Raw genomic sequence first — 23,374 nt, 5'->3', positions numbered from 1 at the left:
GCAGGTGACTTCGTTCATGAGTGGACAAAACATGCATTCAGGCGAGCTCAAGCGGGGCCTGAAGAACCGCCATATCCAGTTGATCGCCCTCGGCGGTGCGATTGGTACCGGCCTGTTCCTCGGCTCGGCAGGCGTGATGAAATCCGCTGGCCCGTCGATGATCCTTGGCTACGCCATCTGCGGCTTCATCGCCTTCATGATCATGCGCCAGCTCGGCGAAATGATCGTCGAAGAGCCGGTGGCCGGCTCGTTCAGCCATTTCGCCCACACCTACTGGGGTGGTTTCGCCGGCTTCCTGTCGGGCTGGAACTGCTGGGTGCTGTACATCCTGGTGGGCATGTCGGAGCTTTCGGCGGTCGGCAAGTATGTCCACTACTGGTGGCCGGAGATCCCCACCTGGGTCACAGCGGCAGCGTTCTTCGTGCTGATCAACGCCATCAACCTGATGAACGTGAAGTTCTTCGGTGAGGCCGAATTCTGGTTTGCCATCATCAAGGTGGTGGCCATCGTCAGCATGATCGGCCTGGGTGCCTACCTGCTGACCAGCGGCAGCGGCGGCCCGGAAGCAACCGTGGCCAACCTGTGGTCGCACGGCGGCTTCTTCCCGAACGGTGTCAGCGGGCTGGTGATGGCCCTGGCCTTCATCATGTTCTCCTTCGGTGGCCTGGAAATGCTCGGCTTCACCGCAGCCGAGGCCGACAAGCCGAAGACCGTGATCCCCAAGGCGATCAACCAGGTCATCTACCGTATCCTGATCTTCTATGTCGGTGCCCTGGTGGTGCTGCTGTCGCTGACCCCATGGGACAACCTGGTCGCCAGCATCGATGCCTCCGGTGGCAGCTATGGCAGCAGCCCGTTCGTGCAGGTGTTCTCGCTGCTGGGCAGTGACGTGGCCGCGCACCTGCTGAACTTCGTGGTCCTGACTGCAGCGCTGTCGGTGTACAACAGCGGCACCTACTGCAACGCCCGCATGCTGCTGGGCATGGCCGAACAAGGTGACGCTCCGGCGTCGCTGGCCAAGGTCGACAGCCGCGGTGTGCCGGTGCGCTCGATCCTGGCGTCGGCAGGCGTGACGCTGATCGCGGTGCTGCTCAACTACCTGATGCCGCAAAACGCGCTGGAGCTGCTGATGTCGCTGGTGGTGGCTACCCTGGTGATCAACTGGGCGATGATCAGTTACTCGCACCTGAAGTTCCGCCAGCACCTGGACCGCACTGGCCAGAAGCCGCTGTTCAAGGCGCTGTGGTACCCCTATGGCAACTACATCTGCCTGGCGTTCGTGGTGCTGATTCTGGGCATCATGGCGATGATCCCGGGTATCCAGGTTTCCGTGTATGCGATCCCGGTGTGGCTGTTCGCCATGTTCGTGGTCTACATGGTCAAGCCGCGTCGCAAGGCGCAGGCCCTTGGGGCTGCTGGTAGCGTGGCCAAGTAAGGCGCTGCAGGTAGCGTACAAAAGACCCGAAGTCAGGAACTGGCTTCGGGTTTTTTATTGCCTGTAACGGCCTCTTCGCGGGTAAACCCGCTCCCGCAGGGACATCACCTGACCTGAAAGCAGCGCTATACCTGTGGGAGCGGGTTTACCCGCGAAGAGGCCGGCACAGGCAAGAATCAGATCTGCTCCAGCAACCAACTGCGAAACGCCCGCAGCGACGGCAACGCCTCATTGCGCGGCGGGTAGATCAGGTAATAACTGCGCTGGCTGGCAAATGCCACCCCTGGGCTGTAGAGCTCACCCTTGGCCAGTTCTTCCTCCACCAGTATGCGCGGCACCAGGCCGATGCCGATCCCGGCCCGTACCGCCTGGATCAGGTGCGAGGTCAGCTCGAAGCTCGGCCCCAGGCGCATCGCCCGGTGCGCCAGGCCATGGTGCGAGAACCACTCGCCCCAGGCATGCGGGTTGTTGGCCACATTCAGCAGCACCTCTTCAGTGATGCGTGCAGGGCTCCAGCCTTGGCTGTCCGCACCAGCCTCAGGCGGCAATATCACCACCAGTTCCTCGGCATGCAGGCGATGGCAGATCAACCCCGGCAGGTCGTGGCTGGCCACGCCGATGGCGGCATCGATCTCGCTGGTGTCGAAGTTGATGGCTTCGATGCGTGAATGTATGTGCACCAGCATGCCCGGGTGTGCGCTGTAGAAGGCATGCAACCGCGGCAGCAGCCATTTCGAACCGAAGGTGGGCAGGGTGGCCAGGCGCAAGGTGCCTACCCCCGACTGGTAGGCCAACGCCTGCAAGGTGGCGCTGCGGATGCGCCCCAGTGCTTCGCTGAGCTCGCGCTGGTACAGGCGGCCGACATCGGTCAGCTGCACCTGGCGCCCCTCGCGGCGGAACAGGGTCAGGCCCAGTTGCTGCTCCAGCGCCTGCACCTGGCGGCTGACCGCGCTCTGGGTGAGCGACAGCTCGGCGGCGGCTCGGGTGTAGCTTTCATGCCGGGCGGCAGCCTCAAAAGCCAGTAGCAGCGACATGGACGGGGTGAGATGGCGGTAATTCATTCATGAAAGTCATTAATAGCGGCAGGATTATCCGTTTGCCCCTGAAGCGAAACTACAGGAACATTGGCCTGCACGTCACCTCCGCATGTCATCACCCATGCCGGAACGACAGGAATCCCGTGAATTAGCCAATATCAAGAGGCCATCCTTCGATGATCGCCCAGCTGCCGACCGTTGCCCCGAGCGCCAACTACCCCGAATTCCTCGAAGCCCTGCGCAACAGCGGCTTCCGTGGCCAGATCAGTGCCGACTACGGCACCCGCACGGTGCTGGCCACCGACAACTCGATCTACCAGCGCTTGCCACAGGCGGCGGTGTTCCCGCTGGACGCCGACGATGTGGCGCGGGTCGCCACGCTGATGGCCGAGGGGCGCTTCCAGCAGGTCAAGCTGACCCCACGCGGTGGTGGTACCGGCACCAACGGGCAGTCGCTGACCGACGGTATCGTCGTCGACCTGTCGCGGCACATGAACAAGATCCTCGAAATCAACGTCGAGGAACGCTGGGTGCGGGTGCAGGCCGGTACTGTCAAGGACCAGCTCAACGCTGCGCTCAAGCCGCACGGGCTGTTCTTCGCCCCCGAGCTGTCCACCTCCAACCGTGCCACTGTCGGCGGCATGATCAACACCGATGCCAGTGGCCAGGGCAGTTGCACCTATGGCAAGACCCGCGACCACGTACTGGAGCTGCACAGCGTGCTGCTCGGTGGCGAGCGCCTGCACAGCCTGCCGATCGACGATGCTGCGCTGGAACAGGCCTGTGCCGCGCCCGGCCGGGTCGGCGAGGTGTACCGCATGGCGCGGGAGATCCAGGAAACCCAGGCCGATCTCATCGAAGCCACTTTCCCCAAGCTCAACCGTTGCCTGACCGGTTATGACCTGGCCCACCTGCGCGACGAGCAGGGCCGCTTCAACCTCAACAGCGTGCTGTGCGGTGCCGAGGGCTCGCTGGGCTATGTGGTCGAAGCCAAGCTCAATGTGCTGCCGATCCCCAAGTACGCCGTGCTGGTCAACGTGCGCTACACCAGCTTCATGGATGCACTGCGTGATGCCAACGCGCTGATGGCGCACAAGCCGCTGTCGATCGAGACCGTCGACTCCAAGGTGCTGATGCTGGCGATGAAGGATATCGTCTGGCACAGCGTCGCCGAATACTTTCCGGCAGACCCCGAGCGCCCGACCCTGGGCATCAACCTGGTGGAGTTCTGCGGCGACGAGCCGGCCGAGGTCAATGCCAAGGTGCAAGCGTTCATCCAGCACCTGCAGAGCGACACCAGCGTCGAGCGCCTGGGCCATACCCTGGCCGAGGGTGCCGAGGCGGTGACCCGCGTCTACACCATGCGTAAACGTTCGGTGGGCCTGCTGGGCAACGTCGAGGGCGAAGTACGCCCGCAACCGTTCGTGGAAGACACCGCGGTACCGCCGGAGCAACTGGCCGACTACATCGCCGACTTCCGTGCACTGCTCGATGGCTACGGCCTGGCCTATGGCATGTTCGGCCACGTCGATGCCGGCGTGCTGCACGTGCGCCCGGCGCTGGACATGAAGGACCCGGCCCAGGCCGCATTGGTCAAGCCGATTTCCGACGCCGTGGCGGCGCTGACCAAAAGCTATGGCGGCTTGCTGTGGGGCGAGCACGGCAAGGGCCTGCGTTCTGAATACGTGCCGGAGTACTTCGGCGAGCTGTACCCGGCGCTGCAGCGCCTGAAAGGCGCCTTCGACCCGCACAACCAGCTCAACCCGGGCAAGATCTGCACCCCGTTGGGCAGTGCCGAAGGCCTGACCCCGGTCGATGGCGTAACCCTGCGCGGCGATCTCGACCGCACCATCGACGAACGCGTGTGGCAGGACTTCCCTAGCGCCGTGCACTGCAACGGCAACGGCGCCTGCTACAACTACGACCCCAACGACGCCATGTGCCCGTCGTGGAAGGCCACCCGCGACCGCCAGCACTCACCCAAGGGCCGTGCCTCGCTGATGCGCGAATGGCTGCGCCTGCAGGGCGAGGCCAACATCGACGTGCTGGCGGCGGCACGCAACAAGGTGTCGTGGCTCAAGGGCCTGCCGGCACGCCTGCGCAACAACCGCGCGCGCAGCCAGGGCCAGGAAGACTTCTCTCATGAGGTGTACGACGCCATGGCCGGCTGCCTGGCGTGCAAGTCGTGCGCCGGTCAGTGCCCGATCAAGGTCAACGTGCCGGACTTTCGCTCGCGCTTCCTCGAGCTGTACCACGGCCGCTACCAGCGCCCGCTGCGTGACTACCTGATCGGTTCGCTGGAGTTCACCATCCCGTACCTGGCCCACGCGCCAGGGCTGTACAACGCGGTGATGGGCTCGAAGTGGGTGAGCAAGCTGCTGGCCGACAAGGTCGGCATGGTCGACAGCCCGCTGATCAGTCGCTTCAACTTCCAGGCTACCCTGACCCGCTGTCGCGTCGGCGTGGCCAGCGTGCCGGCACTGCGTGAGCTGACCCCGGCCCAGCGCGAGCGCAGCATCGTGCTGGTGCAGGATGCATTTACCCGTTACTTCGAGACACCGCTGCTGTCGGCCTTCATCGACCTGGCGCACCGCCTGGGCCACCGGGTGTTCCTGGCGCCGTACAGTGCAAACGGCAAGCCACTCCACGTTCAGGGCTTCCTCGGTGCGTTTGCCAAGGCGGCTGTCCGTAATGCGACCCAGCTCAAGGCCCTGGCTGACTGCGGCGTGCCGCTGGTGGGCCTGGACCCGGCGATGACCCTGGTGTATCGCCAGGAGTACCAGAAAGTGCCGGGCCTGGATGGCTGCCCGCAGGTGCTGTTGCCGCAGGAGTGGTTGATGGACGTGCTGCCGGAGCAGGCACCGACTGCGCCGGGCAATTTCCGCCTGATGGCGCACTGCACCGAGAAGACCAACGTGCCGGCCAGCACCAAGCAGTGGGAGCAGGTGTTCGCCCGTCTGGGCCTGAAGCTGGTGACCGAGGCGACTGGTTGCTGCGGTATGTCTGGTACCTATGGGCACGAGGCGCGCAATCAGGATACCTCGCGGACCATCTTCGAGCAGTCGTGGGCGACCAAGCTGGACAAGGAAGGCGAGCCGCTGGCGACAGGCTACTCGTGCCGCAGCCAGGTCAAGCGCATGACCGAGCGGCAGATGCGCCACCCGCTGGAAGTGGTGCTGCAGTACGCCAAGCGCTGACCATCAGGGCCTCGGGGCTGCCTTGCAGCCCCCTGGTTTACGCCGTCCCTGTAGGAGCAGCCTTGCGCTGCGAAGAGGCTGGTAGAGCCAATAGGTTTTCTTCGGCAGTAATGGCCTCTTCGCAGCACAAGGCTGCTCCTACAAGTCCCGTGCATGCCTTGAAGATGATGCCTGCCGATACAGATACAGGCTCAATACCAGCCCGCAAGCCGCCGCTGCCGCCGCAAACAGGAACATCGAAGCAAACCCGAACCCCGCCGCCACCGCGCCCACCAGCGGCCCGGTCACCCCCAGCGACAAATCGATGAACAGCGAATAAGCCCCCACCGCCGCCCCGCGGTTGGCCGCCGACACCTGGTTCACCGCCTCCACCCCCAGTGCCGGGAACACCAGCGAGAAGCCGAACCCGCTCAGTGCGGACCCCGCCAACGCCAGTTCGGCGCTGGGCGCCAGCCACAGCATCAGCAGCCCGAGTGTTTCCACCGACAGGCAGGCGATCGCCACCCGGAACCCGCCAAGCCGGTTGATCAGGTTGCCGAACAGTAGTCGCGCACTGATGAAGCTGGCGCCGAACAGGCTCAGCGTCAGTGCCGCATTGGCCCAGCCACGGCTGGCGTAATACAAGGTGATGAAGGTGGCGATGGTGCCAAAGCCGATCGAGCCCAGGGCAAGTCCCGAGCCGTGCGGGAACACCTTGCCCAGCACCCGCAGGAACGGCAGGCGCACGCCACTGACGATCGGTGCGGCCTGTTTGGGCCAGGCCAGCAGCAACCCGAGCGCACACAGCAGGATGATGCTCACGCCCATGCTCCACAGGCCCAGGCTCTTGACCATCAGCACGCCCAACGGAGCGCCGATGGCCAGCGCGCCATAGCTGGCGATGCCGTTCCAGGAAATGACCTTGGCCGTGTTTTCAGCACCTACGCGGCCAATGCCCCAGCCAATGGAACCGGAGCCCACCAGGCTTTCCGCACTGCCGAGTACCAGGCGGCCGACCAGCAGGCAGGCCAGGCTCAGCCAGGGGAGGTGGGTGAGGAAGGCGCAGGCCAGCATGAAAACCCCGCTGAGGCCGCAGCCGGCCAGGCCATACATGACCGCCTTCTTGCTGCCGTGGTTGTCGATGATGCGGCTGGCGGTGGGGCGGCTGAGCAGGGTGGCCAGGTACTGCACGCTGATCACCAGGCCCGCGACCACGGCACTGAAGCCCAGGTCGTTGTGCACATAGCCGGGCAATACGGCCAGCGGGATGCCGATGTTCAGGTAGCCGATGAAGGTGAAGAGGACGATGGAGACGACTTGCAGGGTGACCGCAAGAGGGCGCGGTGAGTGGGGCATGAGGGCCTACGTGGGTTCTGGACGGTGTGAAAACGTGATGACGGGGGTAGCCCGCAGGTCAGCCGTTTTCACACAGTCGGGGGATGCGCGGTTATTCCTGGTCAGCGCTTGATTGATCGTCACCATCCTGCTCGACGGCAGCTGCCGGTTCGGCGTGAACGGTCACGGTTGGCTCTTCTGGGTTCAGGCTTGGGAAGGGAAGATTCGGGATTTCATGCATCTCGTCGTTCCTCGCAAGTGTGAGTGAAAAGTCTGCGCCAGGCGCGTTTGAAGCTTCGCAAAGCTGGGGCAGGATACACAAGTCTGGATGACAGTTTGGATTTTTTGGCGGTCGCTTGTCGGTATTGCGGGCGAACAGCGGACATGTTTTCCATAAAAAATGGGGCCATCGGGCCCCATTCTTTCAGTGCTTACTTGCGGCCTTCAGCCGTCTCCGCCACCTTGTCGGTGCGTGCGCACATGATGAAGTCATTGCGGTGCAGGCCTTTGATCGAGTGGCTCCACCAGGTCACGGTGACCTTGCCCCACTCGGTCAGCAGGCCCGGGTGGTGGCCTTCGGCCTCGGCGATCTCGCCCACGGCATTGGTGAACGCCAGGGCGTGCTTGAAGTTCTTGAACAGGAACACGCGTTCCAGCTCCATGTGGCCGTCACGTACTTCGATGTTCCAGTCCGGGATTTCGCGAATCAGCTCGGCCAGCTCTTCGTCGGTGACCTTTGGTGCGTCGGCGCGGCAGGCTTCGCAATGGGCTTGGTTCAAGGCATTCATGTGGTGTTTTCCGGTTCGAGTTGTTATCGGCAAGGTCGCTCAGGCAGCGACCTTGGGTGGAAACTTCGGTGCGTGCAGGCCCAGCTGCATGGCTTTGTGAACCATGCCCATGATGTCTTCGTGGGCCAGGTCGAACAGACGCTTCATGTTCGGTAGCACGAAATACAACGGCTGCAGGATGTCGATGCGGTACGGTGTGCGCATGGCCTCGATCGGGTCGAAGGCCTGGTGCTCGGGCTCGCCAGACAGACTGTAGACGGTCTCCTTTGGCGACGAGAGGATGCCGCCGCCATAGATCTTGCGGCCCTGCGCGGTTTCCATCAGGCCGAACTCGATGGTCATCCAGTACAGGCGCGCCAGGTACACGCGTTGTTCCTTGGTCGCGGCCAGGCCGAGCTTGCCGTAGGTATGGGTGAATTCGGCGAACCAAGGGTTGGTCAGCAGCGGGCAGTGGCCGAAGATCTCGTGGAAGATATCGGGCTCTTGCAGGTAGTCCAGCTCTTCCGGGGTACGGATGAAGGTGGCTACCGGGAAGCGCTTGCTGGCCAGCAGTTCGAAGAAGGTCTGGAAGGGGATCAGCGCCGGGACCCGAGCAACCTGCCAACCGGTGGTGGCGCCCAGCACCTTGTTGATCTCGCCCAGTTGCGGAATACGGTCATGGGGCAGCTTGAGCTGGTCGATGCCGTCCAGGTATTCCTGGCACGCGCGGCCTTCGATCACTTTCAGCTGACGGGTGATCAGGGTGTTCCATACCGCATGCTCTTGCTGCGGGTAATTGATAAAACCATGCGCATCGGGCTCGCGTGCCACGTATTGCGTCTGTTTCATGTGGCTCTCCTGGTGAGGGCTTTTCTTGTTATGTGCAGGACATGCCTAATGAATATCCCTTCGCTGGCCACTTTGCACGGGGTGGGCCAGTGAGCGGGACCGGCATTCGGCGATGTTTTCGTAACGATAATTTTACAAAAAGGCGTAGGTGTCGGAAAATCCGAGGCATCTGGCTGAAGCTTCGGCTGTTTTTGTCAGCTTATCTTTACGACTTTTCCGCGCGATGTTGAAAAACATTGGCGCTTCGAGAGCCCTCATGCGTATCAAAGTGCATTGCCAGAACCGTATTGGCATCCTGCGCGACATCCTCAACCTGCTGGTGGAGTACGGCATCAACGTGCTGCGCGGCGAGGTGGGCGGTGACCATGGCAACGCCATCTACCTGCATTGCCCGAACCTGATCAATCTGCAGTTCCAGGCGCTGCGGCCGAAGTTCGAGGCGATTGCCGGGGTATTCGGTGTCAAGCGCGTGGGGCTGATGCCCAGCGAGCGCCGACACATGGAGCTGAATGCGTTGCTGGGTGCGCTGGACTTTCCGGTACTGTCGATCGACATGGGCGGCAGCATCGTCGCCGCCAACCGTGCCGCTGCGCAGCTGCTGGGGGTGCGGGTGGACGAGGTGCCGGGCATGCCGCTGGCGCGCTATGTGGAGGACTTCGACCTGCCAGAGCTAGTGCGCGCCAACAAGTCGCGCATCAACGGCCTGCGCATCAAGGTCAAGGGCGATGTGTTCCTGGCCGATATCGCGCCGCTGCAGTCCGAGCACGACGACAGCGAGGCGCTGGCCGGCGCGGTGCTGACCCTGCACCGCGCCGACCGTATCGGTGAGCGCATCTATAACGTGCGCAAGCAGGAGCTGCGCGGTTTCGACAGTATCTTCCAGAGCTCGCGGGTAATGGCTGCGGTGGTGCGCGAGGCGCGGCGCATGGCGCCGCTGGACGCGCCTTTGCTGATCGAGGGCGAGACCGGCACCGGCAAGGAGTTGCTGGCGCGTGCCTGCCACCTGGCAAGCCCGCGCGGCCAGTCGCCGTTGATGGCGCTCAACTGCGCCGGGTTGCCCGAGTCGATGGCCGAGACCGAGCTGTTCGGCTACGGCCCTGGGGCATTCGAAGGGGCGCGGGCCGAGGGCAAGCTGGGGCTGCTGGAGCTGACCGCCGGTGGCACGCTGTTTCTCGACGGGGTAGGGGAGATGAGCCCACGCTTGCAGGTGAAGCTGCTGCGTTTTCTGCAAGATGGCTGCTTCCGCCGCGTAGGCAGCGATGAAGAGGTGTACCTGGATGTGCGAGTGATCTGCGCGACCCAGGTGGATTTGTCCGAATTGTGTGCCCGGGGCGAGTTTCGTCAGGACCTGTATCACCGGCTCAATGTGTTGTCGCTGCACATTCCACCATTGCGCGAATGCATGGATGGCCTGGAAGGGCTGGTGCAGCACTTTCTCGACCAGGCCAGCCGGCAGATCGGCTGCGCCATGCCGCGCCTGGCGCCAGCGGCGATGGACAAACTCGGCCAGTACCATTGGCCGGGTAATGTAAGGCAGTTGGAAAACGTGTTGTTCCAGGCGGTTTCGTTATGCGAAGGCGGCGTGGTCAAAAGTGAACATATACGTTTGCCGGATTACGGCGTGCGCCAACCGCTGGGTGAATTTTCGCTGGATGGGGATCTTTCGCAGATTGTCGGACGTTTTGAAAAAGCGGTACTGGAAAGTTTGATGGGGGAATTCCCGAGTAGTCGGGCTTTAGGTAAAAGACTGGGTGTTTCGCATACGACTATTGCCAACAAGTTGAGGGATTATTCACTTGGCAAGTCTGCAGAATAATCCGCCTTTATAAAAGGCGGGACTGCTGCGCAGTCCTTTCGCGACACAAGGCCGCTCCTACAGGTACTGCGCAATGTTTGAAGTCTGCGCAGTACCTGTAGGAGCGGCCTTGTGTCGCGAAAGGGGCCCGCAGGGCCCCAATTCACAAGGTATCAGCCGTTCGAGCAGCCGTTCCCCATCACGCGGTATTCGAGAATGTGCTTCTGGCCCTTGGAGTCCTCGTAGGTCATGCGGGCTGGCACGACTTCGCACACATTGGGCACTTCGCTCATGGAAATGACGCGGGCAATGTCCAGGTGCTGCGAGTAACTGTACTGTTCAACCGGAATCTGCTCGGCATCTTTGGCTTCGCCGGCCATCGCCGCGCCGCAAAGACTGCCAAGTACCAATACCAGTAAAGCTTTCATTTTCAATTTACCTGTCTAAGGTCGTGAGGGGGCACGCGGCGCTTATGGCGCCGCGAGTATTGCTAGTTTTAACTATCAGGTTTGGAGGGGGATTAACGCTTGCCTTCGTGGGGGCTGTTACCAGTTGTTAATCGCCTTGCCGTTGCTGGCGAGGTGAATTTTATGGCTGGGGCCAAGGCCGAAACAGTGGGTCTTTTGATAAAGTGTTTTGACAGAATCTGTAACAATCCTCTGGTAAACCGCGCCCGTAATTTCTCGCCTGGGCTGTAAGGTGCGTGCCAGAGCGCTTTGTCTGAACGGGCGTACCAAATTACTACCAACGTCGAATGGCTTTTGTCGCTCTGGTACAGTTACAAACGGTTCCATACAAAAACAACTATTACACCGAGGTAACACAGATGAGTGCGGCTCCACTGTATCCCGTTCGTCCCGAGGTTGCGGCCACCACCCTGACCGACGAGGCCACCTACAAGGCCATGTACCAGCAATCGGTGATCAACCCGGACGGCTTCTGGCGCGAGCAGGCCCAGCGCATCGACTGGATCAAGCCGTTCACCAAGGTCAAGCAGACCTCCTTCGACGACCATCACGTCGATATCAAATGGTTCGCCGACGGCACTCTGAACGTTTCCTCCAACTGCCTGGACCGCCACCTCGAAGAGCGCGGTGACCAGTTGGCCATCATCTGGGAAGGCGACGACCCTTCCGAACACCGCAACATCACCTACCGCGAACTGCACGAGCAGGTCTGCAAGTTCGCCAACGCCCTGCGTGGCCAGGATGTGCACCGGGGTGACGTGGTCACCATCTACATGCCGATGATCCCCGAAGCCGTGGTCGCCATGCTGGCCTGTGCCCGTATCGGTGCGATTCACTCGGTGGTGTTCGGCGGCTTCTCGCCCGAGGCGCTGGCCGGTCGTATCATCGACTGCAAGTCCAAGGTCGTGATTACCGCCGACGAAGGCGTACGCGGTGGCCGGCGTACCCCGCTCAAGGCCAACGTCGACCTGGCGCTGACCAACCCTGAAACCAACAGCGTGCAGAAGATCATCGTGTGCAAGCGCACCGGTGGCGACATTGCCTGGCACCAGCACCGCGACATCTGGTACGAAGACCTGATGAAAGTCGCCTCCAGCCATTGCGCGCCGAAAGAGATGGGTGCCGAGGAAGCGCTGTTCATCCTTTATACCTCCGGCTCCACCGGCAAGCCGAAGGGCGTGCTGCACACCACCGGTGGCTACCTGGTGTACGCCGCGCTCACCCATGAGCGCGTGTTCGACTATCGCCCGGGCGAGGTGTACTGGTGCACCGCCGACGTGGGTTGGGTCACCGGCCACAGCTACATCGTCTACGGCCCGCTGGCCAACGGCGCTACTACCTTGCTGTTCGAAGGCGTGCCGAACTACCCCGACATCACGCGCGTGTCGAAGATCGTCGACAAGCACAAGGTCAACATCCTGTACACCGCACCAACCGCCATCCGCGCGATGATGGCCGAAGGGCAGGCTGCAGTCGAAGGTGCCGATGGCTCCAGCCTGCGCCTGCTGGGCTCGGTGGGTGAGCCGATCAACCCCGAAGCCTGGAACTGGTACTACAAGACCGTGGGCAAGGAGCGTTGCCCGATCGTCGACACCTGGTGGCAGACCGAGACCGGCGGCATCCTGATCAGCCCGCTGCCGGGCGCCACCGGCCTCAAGCCGGGCTCGGCAACCCGCCCATTCTTCGGCGTGGTGCCGGCGCTGGTGGACAACCTGGGCAACCTGATCGAGGGCGCTGCCGAAGGCAACCTGGTGATCCTCGATTCCTGGCCGGGCCAGTCGCGTTCGCTGTACGGAGACCACGACCGTTTCGTCGATACCTACTTCAAGACCTTCCGTGGCATGTACTTCACCGGCGACGGTGCGCGCCGCGACGAGGATGGCTACTACTGGATCACCGGTCGCGTGGATGACGTGCTGAACGTCTCCGGTCACCGCATGGGTACTGCCGAGATCGAAAGTGCCATGGTGGCGCATGCGAAAGTGGCCGAGGCCGCGGTGGTAGGTGTGCCACACGACATCAAGGGGCAGGGCATCTATGTGTATGTCACCCTCAATGCCGGTATCGAGGCCAGCGAGCAGTTGCGCCTGGAGCTGAAGAACTGGGTGCGCAAGGAAATCGGCCCGATCGCCTCGCCGGATGTGATCCAGTGGGCGCCGGGGCTGCCGAAGACCCGGTCGGGCAAGATCATGCGCCGCATCCTGCGCAAGATTGCCACGGGTGAGTACGATGCCCTGGGCGATATCTCGACCCTGGCCGACCCGGGTGTGGTGCAACACCTGATCGATACCCACAAGGCCATGAGCTTGGCTTCGGCCTGATAGCCGCGTCGCACATTTTGTAGGGGGCTGTGGGAGCGCCTACAGGAGCTGTGCCGCCAACAAGAACCCCGCCCGGGCAACCGGCGGGGTTTTTGCTTTACTGTTACCCGACATTCATCGGTAACTGTTCTGTCACCGGCGTCGCACAATATCGGGGCGCCAGGAAACAAATCCGGCCTGTTTCGGTGCGTTTTCGCAGCCTTTTTTGCGACACGGCACGCTGCACTTGCCGTAATACAAGGCTTTGCCAATAATAGGCCCGGGAATTGCTAGTACTATAGGTTCTATTTCTTGCGCTCTTGCATATTTTGCAATGGCTGTCAACATCGCCCGTTGCCGTTTCAAGCGCTTCTGTAAGTAGTTGTCGCTTTGAAGAAATATCGACTACCGGGCTGTCGTTAAAATGCCACTCACTCGCTCGTGGTCTGCGGCCTTGGTCGAACCCTGCGCGGCTCGCGTTGTACCCATTCGCATATCGGGCAGCCGTTACCTGCCTTGTATTGCCCTGTACCGATGGAGTTACCTGATGAAGAAGCTCGCACTGCTTGGCGCCCTGGCGCTGTCCGTGTTTTCCCTGGTGTCGCAGGCCGATGAAAAACCGCTGAAAATCGGCATCGAAGCCGCCTACCCACCCTTCGCCTTCAAGCAGCCAGACGGCAGCATTGCCGGTTTTGACTACGACATCGGCAACGCTCTGTGCGAAGAGATGAAGACCAAGTGCACCTGGGTCGAGCAGGAGTTCGACGGCCTGATCCCGGCGCTGAAAGTGCGCAAGATCGACGCCATCCTGTCGTCCATGTCGATCACCGAAGACCGCAAGAAATCGGTCGACTTCACCAAGCGCTACTACCTGACCCCGGCGCGCCTGGTGATGAAGGAAGGTACCGCCGTCAGCGACAGCCTGGATGAGCTCAAGGGCAAGAAGATTGGTGTGCAGCGCGGTTCGATCCACGACCGCTTCGCCAAGGAAGTACTGGGCGCCAAAGGTGCCACCGTGGTTCCTTACGGCACCCAGAACGAAATCTACCTGGACGTGGCGGCTGGCCGCCTCGATGGCACCGTGGCCGACGCCACCCTGCTGGAAGATGGCTTCCTCAAGACCGGCGCCGGCAAGGGCTTCGCCTTCGTAGGGCCGTCCTTCACCGACGCCAAGTACTTCGGCGACGGCATCGGCATTGCCGTGCGCAAAGGTGACAAGGCCAACGTCGACCGCATCAACGCGGCCATCGACGCCATTCGTGCCAACGGCAAGTACAAAGAAATCGAGAAGAAGTACTTCAACTTCGATATCTACGGTCCAGACTCGAAATAAGACGTCGAGTTTCACCTGTGCAATGGTGCAAACAGCAGAGGCTCTGAGGTTTGCACCATTTTTCATTCTCTAGGTCGAGGACCTCATCATGTTGAAAGGCTACGGGGCAGTCATCCTCGACGGGGCGTGGCTGACGCTTCAGCTCGCCCTGTCGTCGATGGCCCTGGCCATCGTGCTCGGCCTGATCGGTGTGGCACTGCGCTTGTCGCCGGTGCGCTGGCTGGCCTGGCTGGGCGATCTGTATTCCACGGTGATTCGTGGTATTCCGGACCTGGTACTGATCCTGCTGATCTTCTACGGCGGGCAGGACATCATCAACCGGGTTGCGCCGCTGCTCGGTTATGAAGACTACATCGACCTGAATCCGCTGATCGCGGGTATCGGTACCCTGGGCTTCATCTTTGGTGCCTACCTGTCGGAAACCTTCCGCGGTGCGTTCCTTGGTATTCCGAAAGGCCAGGCCGAAGCCGGCGTGGCGTATGGCATGAGCAACCGCCAGGTGTTCTTCCGCATCCAGGTGCCGCAAATGATTCGCCTGGCGATCCCGGGCTTCACCAACAACTGGCTGGTGCTGACCAAGGCCACCGCGCTGATTTCGGTAGTGGGCCTGCAGGACATGATGTTCAAGGCCAAGCAGGCGGCCGATGCCACCCGCGAGCCTTTCACCTTCTTCCTGGCGGTGGCGGCCCTGTACCTGGTGCTGACCAGCATCTCGCTGCTGGCCCTGAAGTATCTCGAGCGCCGCTACTCGGTTGGCGTCAAGGTGGCTGAACTATGATCTTCGACTACAACGTCGTCTGGGAGGCACTGCCGATGTATTTCGGCGGCCTGCTGACCACCCTCAAGCTGCTGGCGATTTCGCTGTTCTTCGGGCTGCTGGCGGCCATTCCGCTGGGCCTGATGCGGGTGTCCAAGCAGCCAGCGGTCAATCTCGTGGCGTGGCTTTACACCTACGTGATCCGCGGCACGCCGATGCTGGTGCAGCTGTTCCTGATCTACTACGGCCTGGCGCAGTTCGAGGCGGTGCGCGAAAGCTTCCTGTGGCCGCTGTTGTCCAGCGCTACCTTCTGCGCCTGCCTGGCGTTCGGCATCAACACCAGTGCCTACACCGCCGAAATCATCGCCGGCAGCCTCAAGGCCACGCCGCATGGCGAAATCGAGGCGGCCAAGGCCATGGGCATGTCGCGCATGAAGATGTACCGGCGCATCCTGCTGCCGTCGGCCCTGCGCCGGGCGCTGCCGCAGTACAGCAACGAAGTGATCATGATGCTGCAGACCACCAGCCTGGCGTCGATCGTTACCCTGATCGACATCACTGGCGCTGCGCGCACGGTCAATGCCCAGTACTACCTGCCTTTCGAGGCCTATATCACGGCGGGCGTGTTCTACCTGTGCCTGACCTTCATCCTGGTGCGCCTGTTCAAGATGGCCGAACGCCGCTGGCTCGGCTACCTGGCGCCGCGCAAGCACTGACCGCTTTGTGAGAATCGACAGCATGTACAAACTCGAAGTCCAAGACCTGCACAAGCGCTACGGCAGCCATGAAGTGCTCAAGGGCGTGTCCCTGTCGGCCAAGGCAGGCGATGTCATCAGCATCATCGGCTCCAGCGGTTCGGGCAAGTCGACCTTCCTGCGCTGCATCAACCTGCTGGAGCAACCGCACGCCGGCAAGATCCTGCTCAACAACGAAGAGTTGAAGCTGGTACCGGGCAAGGATGGTGCGCTCAAGGCAGCCGACCCGCGTCAGCTGCAGCGCATGCGCTCGCGCCTGTCGATGGTTTTCCAGCACTTCAACCTGTGGTCGCACATGACCGCGCTGGAAAACATCATCGAAGCGCCGGTGCATGTGCTGGGCGTGAACCGCAAGGAAGCCCTGGAAAAGGCCGAGCACTACCTGGCCAAGGTCGGAGTCGCCCACCGCAAGGACGCCTTCCCGGGGCACATGTCCGGCGGCGAGCAGCAGCGTGTGGCAATTGCCCGGGCGCTGGCCATGGAGCCGGAGGTCATGCTGTTCGACGAGCCGACCTCGGCGCTGGACCCGGAACTGGTGGGCGATGTGCTCAAGGTGATGCAGTCGCTGGCCCAGGAAGGCCGCACCATGGTGGTGGTGACCCACGAAATGGGCTTTGCCCGTGAGGTTTCCAACCAGCTGGTGTTCCTGCACAAGGGCCTGGTGGAAGAAACCGGCTGCCCGCGCGAAGTGCTGGCCAACCCGCAGTCGGAGCGCCTGAAGCAGTTCCTCTCCGGCAGCCTGAAGTAAAAGCTGCATTTTTGCACCAGAATAGGGCATGCTGCGCGGCGAGCGCAGCCTGACCCGGCGCACAGACTCGAACGACCTCAGGTTTCGGACCGCACCCTATGACCACCCAGCGAATCGGTTTTCTCATTTGGCCCAGCACCCGGCCCTTGACCCTGGCGCTGGCCGAGGAAGTGTTGCAGGTGGCGCAGCGGGTGCACCCGGAGGTGGTCTACGATCTGGTCTTTCTGCAGGCGGAGCCGGCGCAAGAGGGTAGCTGGCGTTTGCCGGGCGAGCCGTGGAACGGTCGCCTGGAGGGGTGTCACAAGCTGTTCCTGTTGGCTGACGAGCAGCCGCCGGCGGTGGGGGCTGCGTTGTCTACGGCGCTCAAGCAGTTGGCGCGCAGTGGCTGCATGATTGGCGGCCTGTCGGCCGGGGTCTACCCTCTGGCGATGCTGGGCCTGCTCGACGGTTACCGGGCTGCGGTGCACTGGCGCTGGCAGGATGATTTTGCCGAGCGCTTCCCCAAGGTTATCGCCACCAGTCACCTGTTCGACTGGGACCGCGATCGCCTGACCGCTTGTGGCGGCATGGTCGTGACCGACCTGCTGCTGGCAGTGTTGGCCCGTGATCACGGGGCGGAGCTGGCCGGGGCGGTGTCGGAGGAACTGGTGGTCGAGCGCATTCGCGAGGGTGGCGAGCGCCAGCGTATTCCGCTGCAGAACCGCCTGGGCTCCAGCCACCCCAAGCTGACCCAGGCGGTGCTGCTGATGGAAGCCAACATCGAAGAGCCGCTGACCACCGACGAAATTGCCCAGCACGTGTGCGTGTCGCGCCGGCAGCTGGAGCGCATCTTCAAGCAGTACCTGAACCGTGTGCCGAGCCAGTATTACCTGGAGCTGCGGCTGAACAAGGCGCGGCAGATGCTGATGCAGACCAGCAAGTCGATCATCCAGATCGGGCTGTCCTGCGGCTTCTCCTCGGGGCCGCATTTTTCCAGCGCCTACCGCAACTTCTTTGGCGCAACGCCGCGGGAGGATCGCAACCAGCGGCGTAGCAGCAGCCCGTTCGAACTGAGCTCGGCGCCTGCCGAAAAAGGCTGATATTTCGAGGGGGTTTGGGGCGTATGCCTTGGGTTTGATGGTGCGGCGGAAATCGAGCGCCGCCCACGCGGCGCTTCGCGGGACAAGCCCGCTCCCACATTTGTTGCAACGTGCCGAACCTGTCAGGCCATTGTTGTCAGCCTTGTTGCCTTGACGCGATTTCCCGGCTGGCGCTACCGCCGTCTCGCCAGTCTCAAACTCTCCGCCAAAGCTGGCAACGCCTTTCCCACAGGCATGGCCACGTTGCAACAAATGTGGGAGCGGGCTTGTCCCGCGAAGCGCCGCGCGGGCGGCGCTCGGTCTCACAGGCGCCGCCCCCGTTTCGCCGAACCTCCCTGGCCCCTCACAAACCTTCGTGTACACCCGTTCACCCAGCCCCCCTCTCTCCCGTACACTGCGCGATTGCGACAGTGTTTGTCGCATTGCCGAAAGCCTTGTCAAAACTGGGTTTTGCGCTGTAACAAGTTGTCGCTTGGCCGCAAGGACAGGCGCGGATCAGTCCTTACAATCCCCCCATCGCTCGCCACTTCCAGGCCAGCGTTCCTCTTCAGGAGACTCAGATGTCCGTTGAGCAAGCCCCGGTGCAACGTGCCGATTTCGACCAGGTCATGGTCCCCAACTATTCTCCGGCGGCCTTCATTCCTGTGCGAGGCGAGGGCTCCCGTGTCTGGGACCAGTCGGGTCGCGAATTGATCGATTTTGCCGGTGGCATCGCGGTCAACGCCCTGGGCCACTGCCACCCGGCACTGGTCAAGGCCCTGACCGAGCAGGCCAATACCCTCTGGCACGTATCCAACGTGTTCACCAACGAGCCGGCCCTGCGCCTGGCCCACAAGCTGGTGGACGCCACCTTTGCCGACCGTGCGTTCTTCTGCAATTCCGGCGCTGAGTCCAACGAGGCCGCCTTCAAGCTGGCCCGTCGTGTTGCCCATGACCGCTTCGGCCCGGAAAAGCACGAAATCATCGCCACCGTGAACAGCTTCCACGGCCGTACCCTGTTCACCGTAAGCGTCGGTGGCCAGCCGAAGTACTCCGATGGTTTCGGCCCGAAGATCACCGGCATCAGCCATGTGCCGTACAACGACCTGGAAGCGCTGAAGGCACAGATTTCCGACAAGACCTGCGCCGTGGTGATCGAGCCGATCCAGGGCGAGAGCGGCGTGGTGCCGGCCGACAAGGCCTACCTGGAAGGCGCGCGCAAACTGTGTGACGAACACAACGCCCTGCTGATCTTCGACGAAGTTCAGACCGGCGTTGGCCGTACCGGTTCGCTGTATGCCTACCAGCACTACGGCGTTACCCCGGACATCCTGACCAGCGCCAAGAGCCTGGGCGGCGGTTTCCCGATCGGTGCCATGCTGACCACCACCGAGCTGGCCAAGCACTTGGCTGTCGGCACCCACGGCACCACCTACGGCGGCAACCCGCTGGGCTGCGCCGTCGCCTGCGCGGTGCTGGACGTGGTCAACACCCCGGAAACCCTGGCCGGTATCAAGGCCAAGCATGAGCGCTTCAAGGGCCGCCTGGAGCAGATCGGCCAGAAGTACAACCTGTTCAGCCAGGTGCGTGGCGTTGGCCTGCTGCTGGGCTGCGTGCTGACCGAGGCCTGGAAAGGCAAGGCCAAGGACGTGCTCAACGCCGCCGAGAAAGAAGGCGTGATGGTGCTGCAGGCCGGCCCGGATGTGGTCCGCTTCGCGCCAAGCCTGGTAGTTGAAGACGCCGACATCGACGAAGGCCTGGACCGCTTCGAGCGCGCCGTGGCCACCCTGACCAAGGGCTGATCCGCCCGCGGTCCCTTTGCCGGCCACGGTGCAGGCTCAGCCCGAGTCTGTACCGGGCCGGTGATACCCGATCCCAGTGCAGGTGCCAGTGCATCTGCCGTTTTTCCGTGCCGCCGTGAGCGGCCCGTATTCCAAAGGAGTGACACCATGCTGGTGATGCGCCCCGCGCAAATGGCTGATCTGAACGAAGTGCAGCGCATGGCTGCAGACAGCCCCATTGGTGTCACCTCGCTGCCGGACGACACCGCTCGCCTGGGCGACAAGATCGCCGCATCCGAGACTTCCTTCGCCGCCGAGGTCAGCTTCAACGGTGAAGAAAGCTACTTCTTCGTGCTCGAGGACAGCGAAACCGGCAAGCTGGCCGGTTGCTCGGCCATCGTCGCTTCAGCGGGCTACTCCGAGCCGTTCTACAGCTTTCGTAACGAGACCTTCGTGCACGCCTCGCGCGAGCTGAAGATCCACAACAAGATCCATGTGCTGTCGCTGTGCCATGACCTGACCGGCAACAGCCTGCTGACCAGCTTCTATGTGCTGCCGGAACTGGTGAACAGTGGCTGGGCCGAGCTCAATTCGCGTGGCCGCCTGCTGTTCATGGCCGCTCACCCGGAGCGTTTCGCCGACTCGGTGGTGACCGAGATCGTCGGCTACAGCGACGAGCAGGGCGAATCGCCGTTCTGGGATGCCATCGGTCGCAACTTCTTCGACCTCAACTACGCCGACGCCGAGCGCCTGTGCGGCCTGAAGAGCCGCACCTTCCTCGCCGAACTGATGCCGCACTACCCGATCTACGTGCCGCTGCTGCCTGACCTGGCTCAGGAAGCCATGGGCCAGGTGCACCCGCGGGCGCAGATTACCTTCGACATCCTCATGCGCGAAGGCTTCGAGACCGAGCACTACATCGACATCTTCGACGGTGGCCCGACCCTGCATGCGCGTACCTCGGGTATCCGCTCGATCGCCCAGAGCCGGGTTGTGCCGGTGAGGCTCGAGGAAGCCCCGGTCAAGGGCGGGCGCCCGTACCTGGTGTGCAACGGCCAGTTGCAGGACTACCGCGCGGTGCTGCTGGACCTGGACTGGGTGCCCGGCAAGCCGGTCAGCCTGAGCCCGGCAGCCGCCGAGGCGCTGGGGGTGGGCGAGGGTGCCAGCGTGCGCCTGGTTGCGGTCTGAGGTCTGGCAACAGACGTTTCGGGATTGATGCGTTAGAAGAGTTTCGCGCCGGCCGCCGCCGCCGCAAAAGGAGATAGCATGATCGTTCGTCCTGTACGCAGCAGCGATTTGCCTGCGTTGATCGAATTGGCACGCAGCACCGGTACCACCGGGCTGACCACGCTGCCGGCCAACGAAGAGCGCCTGGGGCATCGCGTTGGCTGGGCGGAGAAGAGCTTCCGCGGCGAAGCCGAGCGTGGCGACACCGACTACCTGTTCGTGCTGGAAAACGACGAAGGCATGGTGGTGGGCATCAGTGCCATCGCCGGTGCCGTCGGCCTGCGCGAGCCCTGGTACAACTATCGGGTCGGGCTGACCGTCAGCGCCTCGCAGGAGCTGAAGATTTACCGCGAAATCCCCACCTTGTTCCTGGCCAACGACCTGACCGGCAACTCCGAGCTGTGCTCGCTGTTCCTGCGCAGCGACTACCGCTCCGGCCTCAACGGCCGCCTGCTGTCGCGGGCGCGCATGCTGTTCATCGCCGAGTTCCCCGAGCTGTTCGGCAAGAAGATCATCGCCGAAATGCGCGGCATGTCCGACGAGCAGGGCCGCTCGCCGTTCTGGGAAAGCCTGGGCCGGCACTTCTTCAAGATGGAGTTCAGCCAGGCCGACTACCTCACCGGCGTGGGCAACAAGTCGTTCATTGCCGAACTCATGCCGAAGTTCCCGCTGTACACCTGCTTCCTGTCCGAGGCGGCGCGCAACGTGATCGGCCGCGTGCACAAGGACACCGAGCCGGCGCTGGCCATGCTCAAGCAGGAAGGCTTCAACTACCAGGGCTACGTCGACATCTTCGACGCCGGCCCCGCCATCGAGTGCGACACCTCCAGGATCCGCGCCGTGCGCGAGAGCCAGACCCTGGTGCTGGCGGTGGGCACGCCGGGCGATGACGCGACGCCTTACATCATCCACAACCGCAAGCGCGACGACTGCCGCATCACGGCCGCACCTGCGCGGCTGGCTGCCGGTACCCTGGTGGTCGACCCCTTGACCGCCAAACGCCTGCGCATGGGCGCCGGCGACAACGTGCGCGCCGTGCCGCTGTCGGCAAGCCGGGAGGCCCAGTAAATGACCACGCATTACATCGCAGGCAATTGGCAGGTTGGCCAGGGCGAAACCCTGCAGTCGCTCAACCCGGTGACGCAAGCCGTCGTCTGGCAGGGGCAGGGCGCTGACGCCAGCCAGGTGGGTGCCGCCGTGCAGGCTGCGCGTCAGGCCTTCCCGGCCTGGGCGCAATTGAGCCTGGAGGCGCGTATCGATGTGCTGGAGAAGTTCGCCGCGCAACTGAAAGCGCATGCCGAAGCCATGGCCCAGTGCATCGGCGAGGAAACCGGCAAGCCCCTGTGGGAGTCGGCGACCGAAGTCACCAGCATGATCAACAAGGTCGGGATCTCGGTGCAGAGCTACCGCGAGCGCACCGGCGAGAAGAGCGGCCCGCTGGCCGATGCCACGGCCGTGCTGCGGCACAAGCCCCATGGCGTGGTGGCGGTGTTCGGCCCGTACAACTTCCCTGGTCACCTGCCCAACGGCCATATCGTGCCAGCGCTGCTGGCTGGCAACTGCGTGGTGTTCAAGCCCAGTGAGCTGACGCCCAAGGTGGCCGAACTGACCGTCAATTGCTGGATTGCCGCCGGGCTGCCGGCGGGTGTGCTCAACCTGGTGCAGGGTGCGCGCGAAACGGGTGTGGCGCTGGCCGCCAACCCAGGTATCGATGGCTTGTTCTTCACCGGCTCCAGCCGCACCGGCAACCTGCTGCACCAGCAGTTCGCCGGCCGCCCGGAGAAGATCCTGGCCCTGGAAATGGGCGGTAACAACCCGCTGGTGGTGGACGAGGTCAAGGACCTCGATGCGGCGGTGTACACCATTATCCAGTCGGCGTTCATTTCCGCCGGCCAGCGCTGCACCTGCGCCCGTCGTCTGCTGGTGCCCCAAGGCGCCTGGGGTGATGCGCTGATCGCGCGCCTGGTCGAGGTGAGCAGATCCATCACGGTCGGGGCGTTCGACCAGCAGCCGGCGCCGTTCATGGGTTCGGTGATCTCGCTGCAGGCGGCGCGGGCGCTGATTGCGGCCCAGGCCGAATTGGTCGCCAAGGGCGCCGTGAAGCTGCTGGAAATGACCCAGCCACAGGCCGATGCCGCACTGCTGACCCCGGGCATTGTCGATGTCACCGCTGTGGCCGAGCGCCCGGACGAAGAGTTCTTCGGCCCGCTGCTACAGGTGATCCGCTATGCCGACTTCGATGCCGCCATCGATGAGGCCAACAACACCCAGTACGGCCTGGCCGCCGGCTTGCTGTCCGACTCCCACGCCCGTTACCAGTACTTCTGGCTGCGCAGCCGCGCCGGCATCGTCAACTGGAACAAGCAACTGACCGGTGCCGCCAGCAGTGCGCCGTTCGGCGGCGTGGGTGCCAGTGGCAACCACCGCGCCAGCGCCTACTACGCAGCGGACTACTGCGCTTACCCCGTGGCTTCGCTGGAGACCGCCAGCCTTGCCTTGCCGGCAACCTTGACGCCGGGCGTCACCCTATAACAACAGGTCACGGAGCCTAGCC

At 63.0% G+C, this 23,374-nt stretch carries 19 protein-coding genes; 13 read left to right on the top strand and 6 right to left on the bottom strand.

The features are described from left to right. The first annotated feature begins 16 nt into the window (after positions 1-16). The gene (locus GYA95_RS15900; RefSeq protein WP_161551429.1) at positions 17-1,435 is read left to right on the top strand and encodes an amino acid permease; all 1,419 of its coding nucleotides are present in this window, start codon (positions 17-19) and stop codon (positions 1,433-1,435) included. Positions 1,436-1,611: 176 nt separating this feature from the next. On the opposite strand, the gene GYA95_RS15895 is transcribed toward GYA95_RS15900, so the two are convergent. Beyond that, a complete protein-coding gene (locus GYA95_RS15895) occupies positions 1,612-2,496 on the bottom strand; it encodes a LysR substrate-binding domain-containing protein (RefSeq protein ID WP_015271277.1) in 885 nt (294 codons plus the stop codon). 152 nt (positions 2,497-2,648) lie between these two features. Here GYA95_RS15895 and ydiJ point away from each other — a divergent pair, with 152 nt between their 5' ends. Then, positions 2,649-5,669 (top strand): D-2-hydroxyglutarate dehydrogenase YdiJ, encoded by a 3,021-nt coding sequence (gene ydiJ, locus GYA95_RS15890; protein ID WP_015271276.1) that lies wholly within the window; start codon positions 2,649-2,651, stop codon positions 5,667-5,669. Positions 5,670-5,807: 138 nt separating this feature from the next. On the opposite strand, the gene GYA95_RS15885 is transcribed toward ydiJ, so the two are convergent. The 4 genes from GYA95_RS15885 to phhA all read right to left on the bottom strand — a co-directional run bounded on the left by GYA95_RS15885 (position 5,808) and on the right by phhA (position 8,599). Further along, positions 5,808-7,004, bottom strand: a complete 1,197-nt coding sequence (locus GYA95_RS15885; RefSeq protein ID WP_015271275.1) for an MFS transporter — start codon at positions 7,002-7,004, stop codon at positions 5,808-5,810. A 91-nt stretch (positions 7,005-7,095) separates the two neighbouring features. Next, complete coding sequence (locus GYA95_RS28170) at positions 7,096-7,224, bottom strand: hypothetical protein (protein ID WP_015271274.1); 129 nt, start codon at positions 7,222-7,224, stop codon at positions 7,096-7,098. A 190-nt stretch (positions 7,225-7,414) separates the two neighbouring features. Beyond that, positions 7,415-7,771: a 4a-hydroxytetrahydrobiopterin dehydratase gene (locus tag GYA95_RS15880; protein WP_003254532.1), complete on the bottom strand. Its 357-nt coding sequence runs from the start codon at positions 7,769-7,771 to the stop codon at positions 7,415-7,417. Between the two features lie 39 nt (positions 7,772-7,810). Continuing rightward, the gene (gene phhA, locus GYA95_RS15875; RefSeq protein ID WP_015271273.1) at positions 7,811-8,599 is read right to left on the bottom strand and encodes a phenylalanine 4-monooxygenase; all 789 of its coding nucleotides are present in this window, start codon (positions 8,597-8,599) and stop codon (positions 7,811-7,813) included. A 256-nt stretch (positions 8,600-8,855) separates the two neighbouring features. On the opposite strand from phhA, the gene GYA95_RS15870 reads away from it, so the two are divergent. Continuing rightward, on the top strand, positions 8,856-10,415 hold the full coding sequence (locus tag GYA95_RS15870; protein WP_015271272.1) for a sigma-54-dependent phenylalanine hydroxylase transcriptional regulator PhhR: 1,560 nt from the start codon (positions 8,856-8,858) through the stop codon (positions 10,413-10,415). A gap of 152 nt (positions 10,416-10,567) precedes the next feature. Here the strand turns inward: GYA95_RS15870 and GYA95_RS15865 are convergent, their stop codons facing one another. After that, positions 10,568-10,822: a DUF2790 domain-containing protein gene (locus GYA95_RS15865; RefSeq protein WP_003260110.1), complete on the bottom strand. Its 255-nt coding sequence runs from the start codon at positions 10,820-10,822 to the stop codon at positions 10,568-10,570. Positions 10,823-11,220: 398 nt separating this feature from the next. Between GYA95_RS15865 and acs the strand changes: the two genes are divergently transcribed. From acs to astD, 10 genes are all read left to right on the top strand, one after another. Next, complete coding sequence (gene acs, locus GYA95_RS15860) at positions 11,221-13,182, top strand: acetate--CoA ligase (protein ID WP_015271271.1); 1,962 nt, start codon at positions 11,221-11,223, stop codon at positions 13,180-13,182. 526 nt (positions 13,183-13,708) lie between these two features. Beyond that, positions 13,709-14,494: an ABC transporter substrate-binding protein gene (locus GYA95_RS15855; protein WP_015271270.1), complete on the top strand. Its 786-nt coding sequence runs from the start codon at positions 13,709-13,711 to the stop codon at positions 14,492-14,494. A gap of 88 nt (positions 14,495-14,582) precedes the next feature. After that, entirely contained in the window at positions 14,583-15,272 is a 690-nt protein-coding gene (locus GYA95_RS15850; RefSeq protein ID WP_003260113.1) for an ABC transporter permease, read from the top strand. Further along, positions 15,269-15,967 carry an ABC transporter permease gene (locus GYA95_RS15845; protein WP_003260115.1) on the top strand — a complete coding sequence of 233 codons (699 nt, stop codon included), beginning with the start codon at positions 15,269-15,271 and terminating at the stop codon, positions 15,965-15,967. Before GYA95_RS15850 ends, GYA95_RS15845 begins: the two co-directional genes overlap by 4 nt. A gap of 22 nt (positions 15,968-15,989) precedes the next feature. After that, positions 15,990-16,754 carry an ABC transporter ATP-binding protein gene (locus tag GYA95_RS15840; RefSeq protein ID WP_013973655.1) on the top strand — a complete coding sequence of 255 codons (765 nt, stop codon included), beginning with the start codon at positions 15,990-15,992 and terminating at the stop codon, positions 16,752-16,754. A gap of 98 nt (positions 16,755-16,852) precedes the next feature. Further along, the gene (argR, locus tag GYA95_RS15835) at positions 16,853-17,833 is read left to right on the top strand and encodes a transcriptional regulator ArgR (RefSeq protein ID WP_015271269.1); all 981 of its coding nucleotides are present in this window, start codon (positions 16,853-16,855) and stop codon (positions 17,831-17,833) included. A gap of 560 nt (positions 17,834-18,393) precedes the next feature. Continuing rightward, positions 18,394-19,614 (top strand): aspartate aminotransferase family protein, encoded by a 1,221-nt coding sequence (locus GYA95_RS15830; protein ID WP_015271268.1) that lies wholly within the window; start codon positions 18,394-18,396, stop codon positions 19,612-19,614. A 147-nt stretch (positions 19,615-19,761) separates the two neighbouring features. After that, positions 19,762-20,781 carry an arginine/ornithine succinyltransferase subunit alpha gene (gene aruF, locus GYA95_RS15825; RefSeq protein ID WP_013973652.1) on the top strand — a complete coding sequence of 340 codons (1,020 nt, stop codon included), beginning with the start codon at positions 19,762-19,764 and terminating at the stop codon, positions 20,779-20,781. 78 nt (positions 20,782-20,859) lie between these two features. Then, on the top strand, positions 20,860-21,888 hold the full coding sequence (gene astA, locus GYA95_RS15820) for an arginine N-succinyltransferase (protein WP_013973651.1): 1,029 nt from the start codon (positions 20,860-20,862) through the stop codon (positions 21,886-21,888). Beyond that, a complete protein-coding gene (astD, locus tag GYA95_RS15815) occupies positions 21,889-23,352 on the top strand; it encodes a succinylglutamate-semialdehyde dehydrogenase (RefSeq protein ID WP_015271267.1) in 1,464 nt (487 codons plus the stop codon). It begins immediately after the preceding gene. Positions 23,353-23,374: the final 22 nt, after the last annotated feature.

This window comes from Pseudomonas asiatica (genome assembly GCF_009932335.1).
GTDB classification, from domain to species: Bacteria; Pseudomonadota; Gammaproteobacteria; order Pseudomonadales; family Pseudomonadaceae; genus Aquipseudomonas; species Aquipseudomonas asiatica.
The sequence above is the reverse complement of the archived record's forward strand: the minus strand, read 5'-3'. Positions and strand labels throughout refer to the sequence as shown.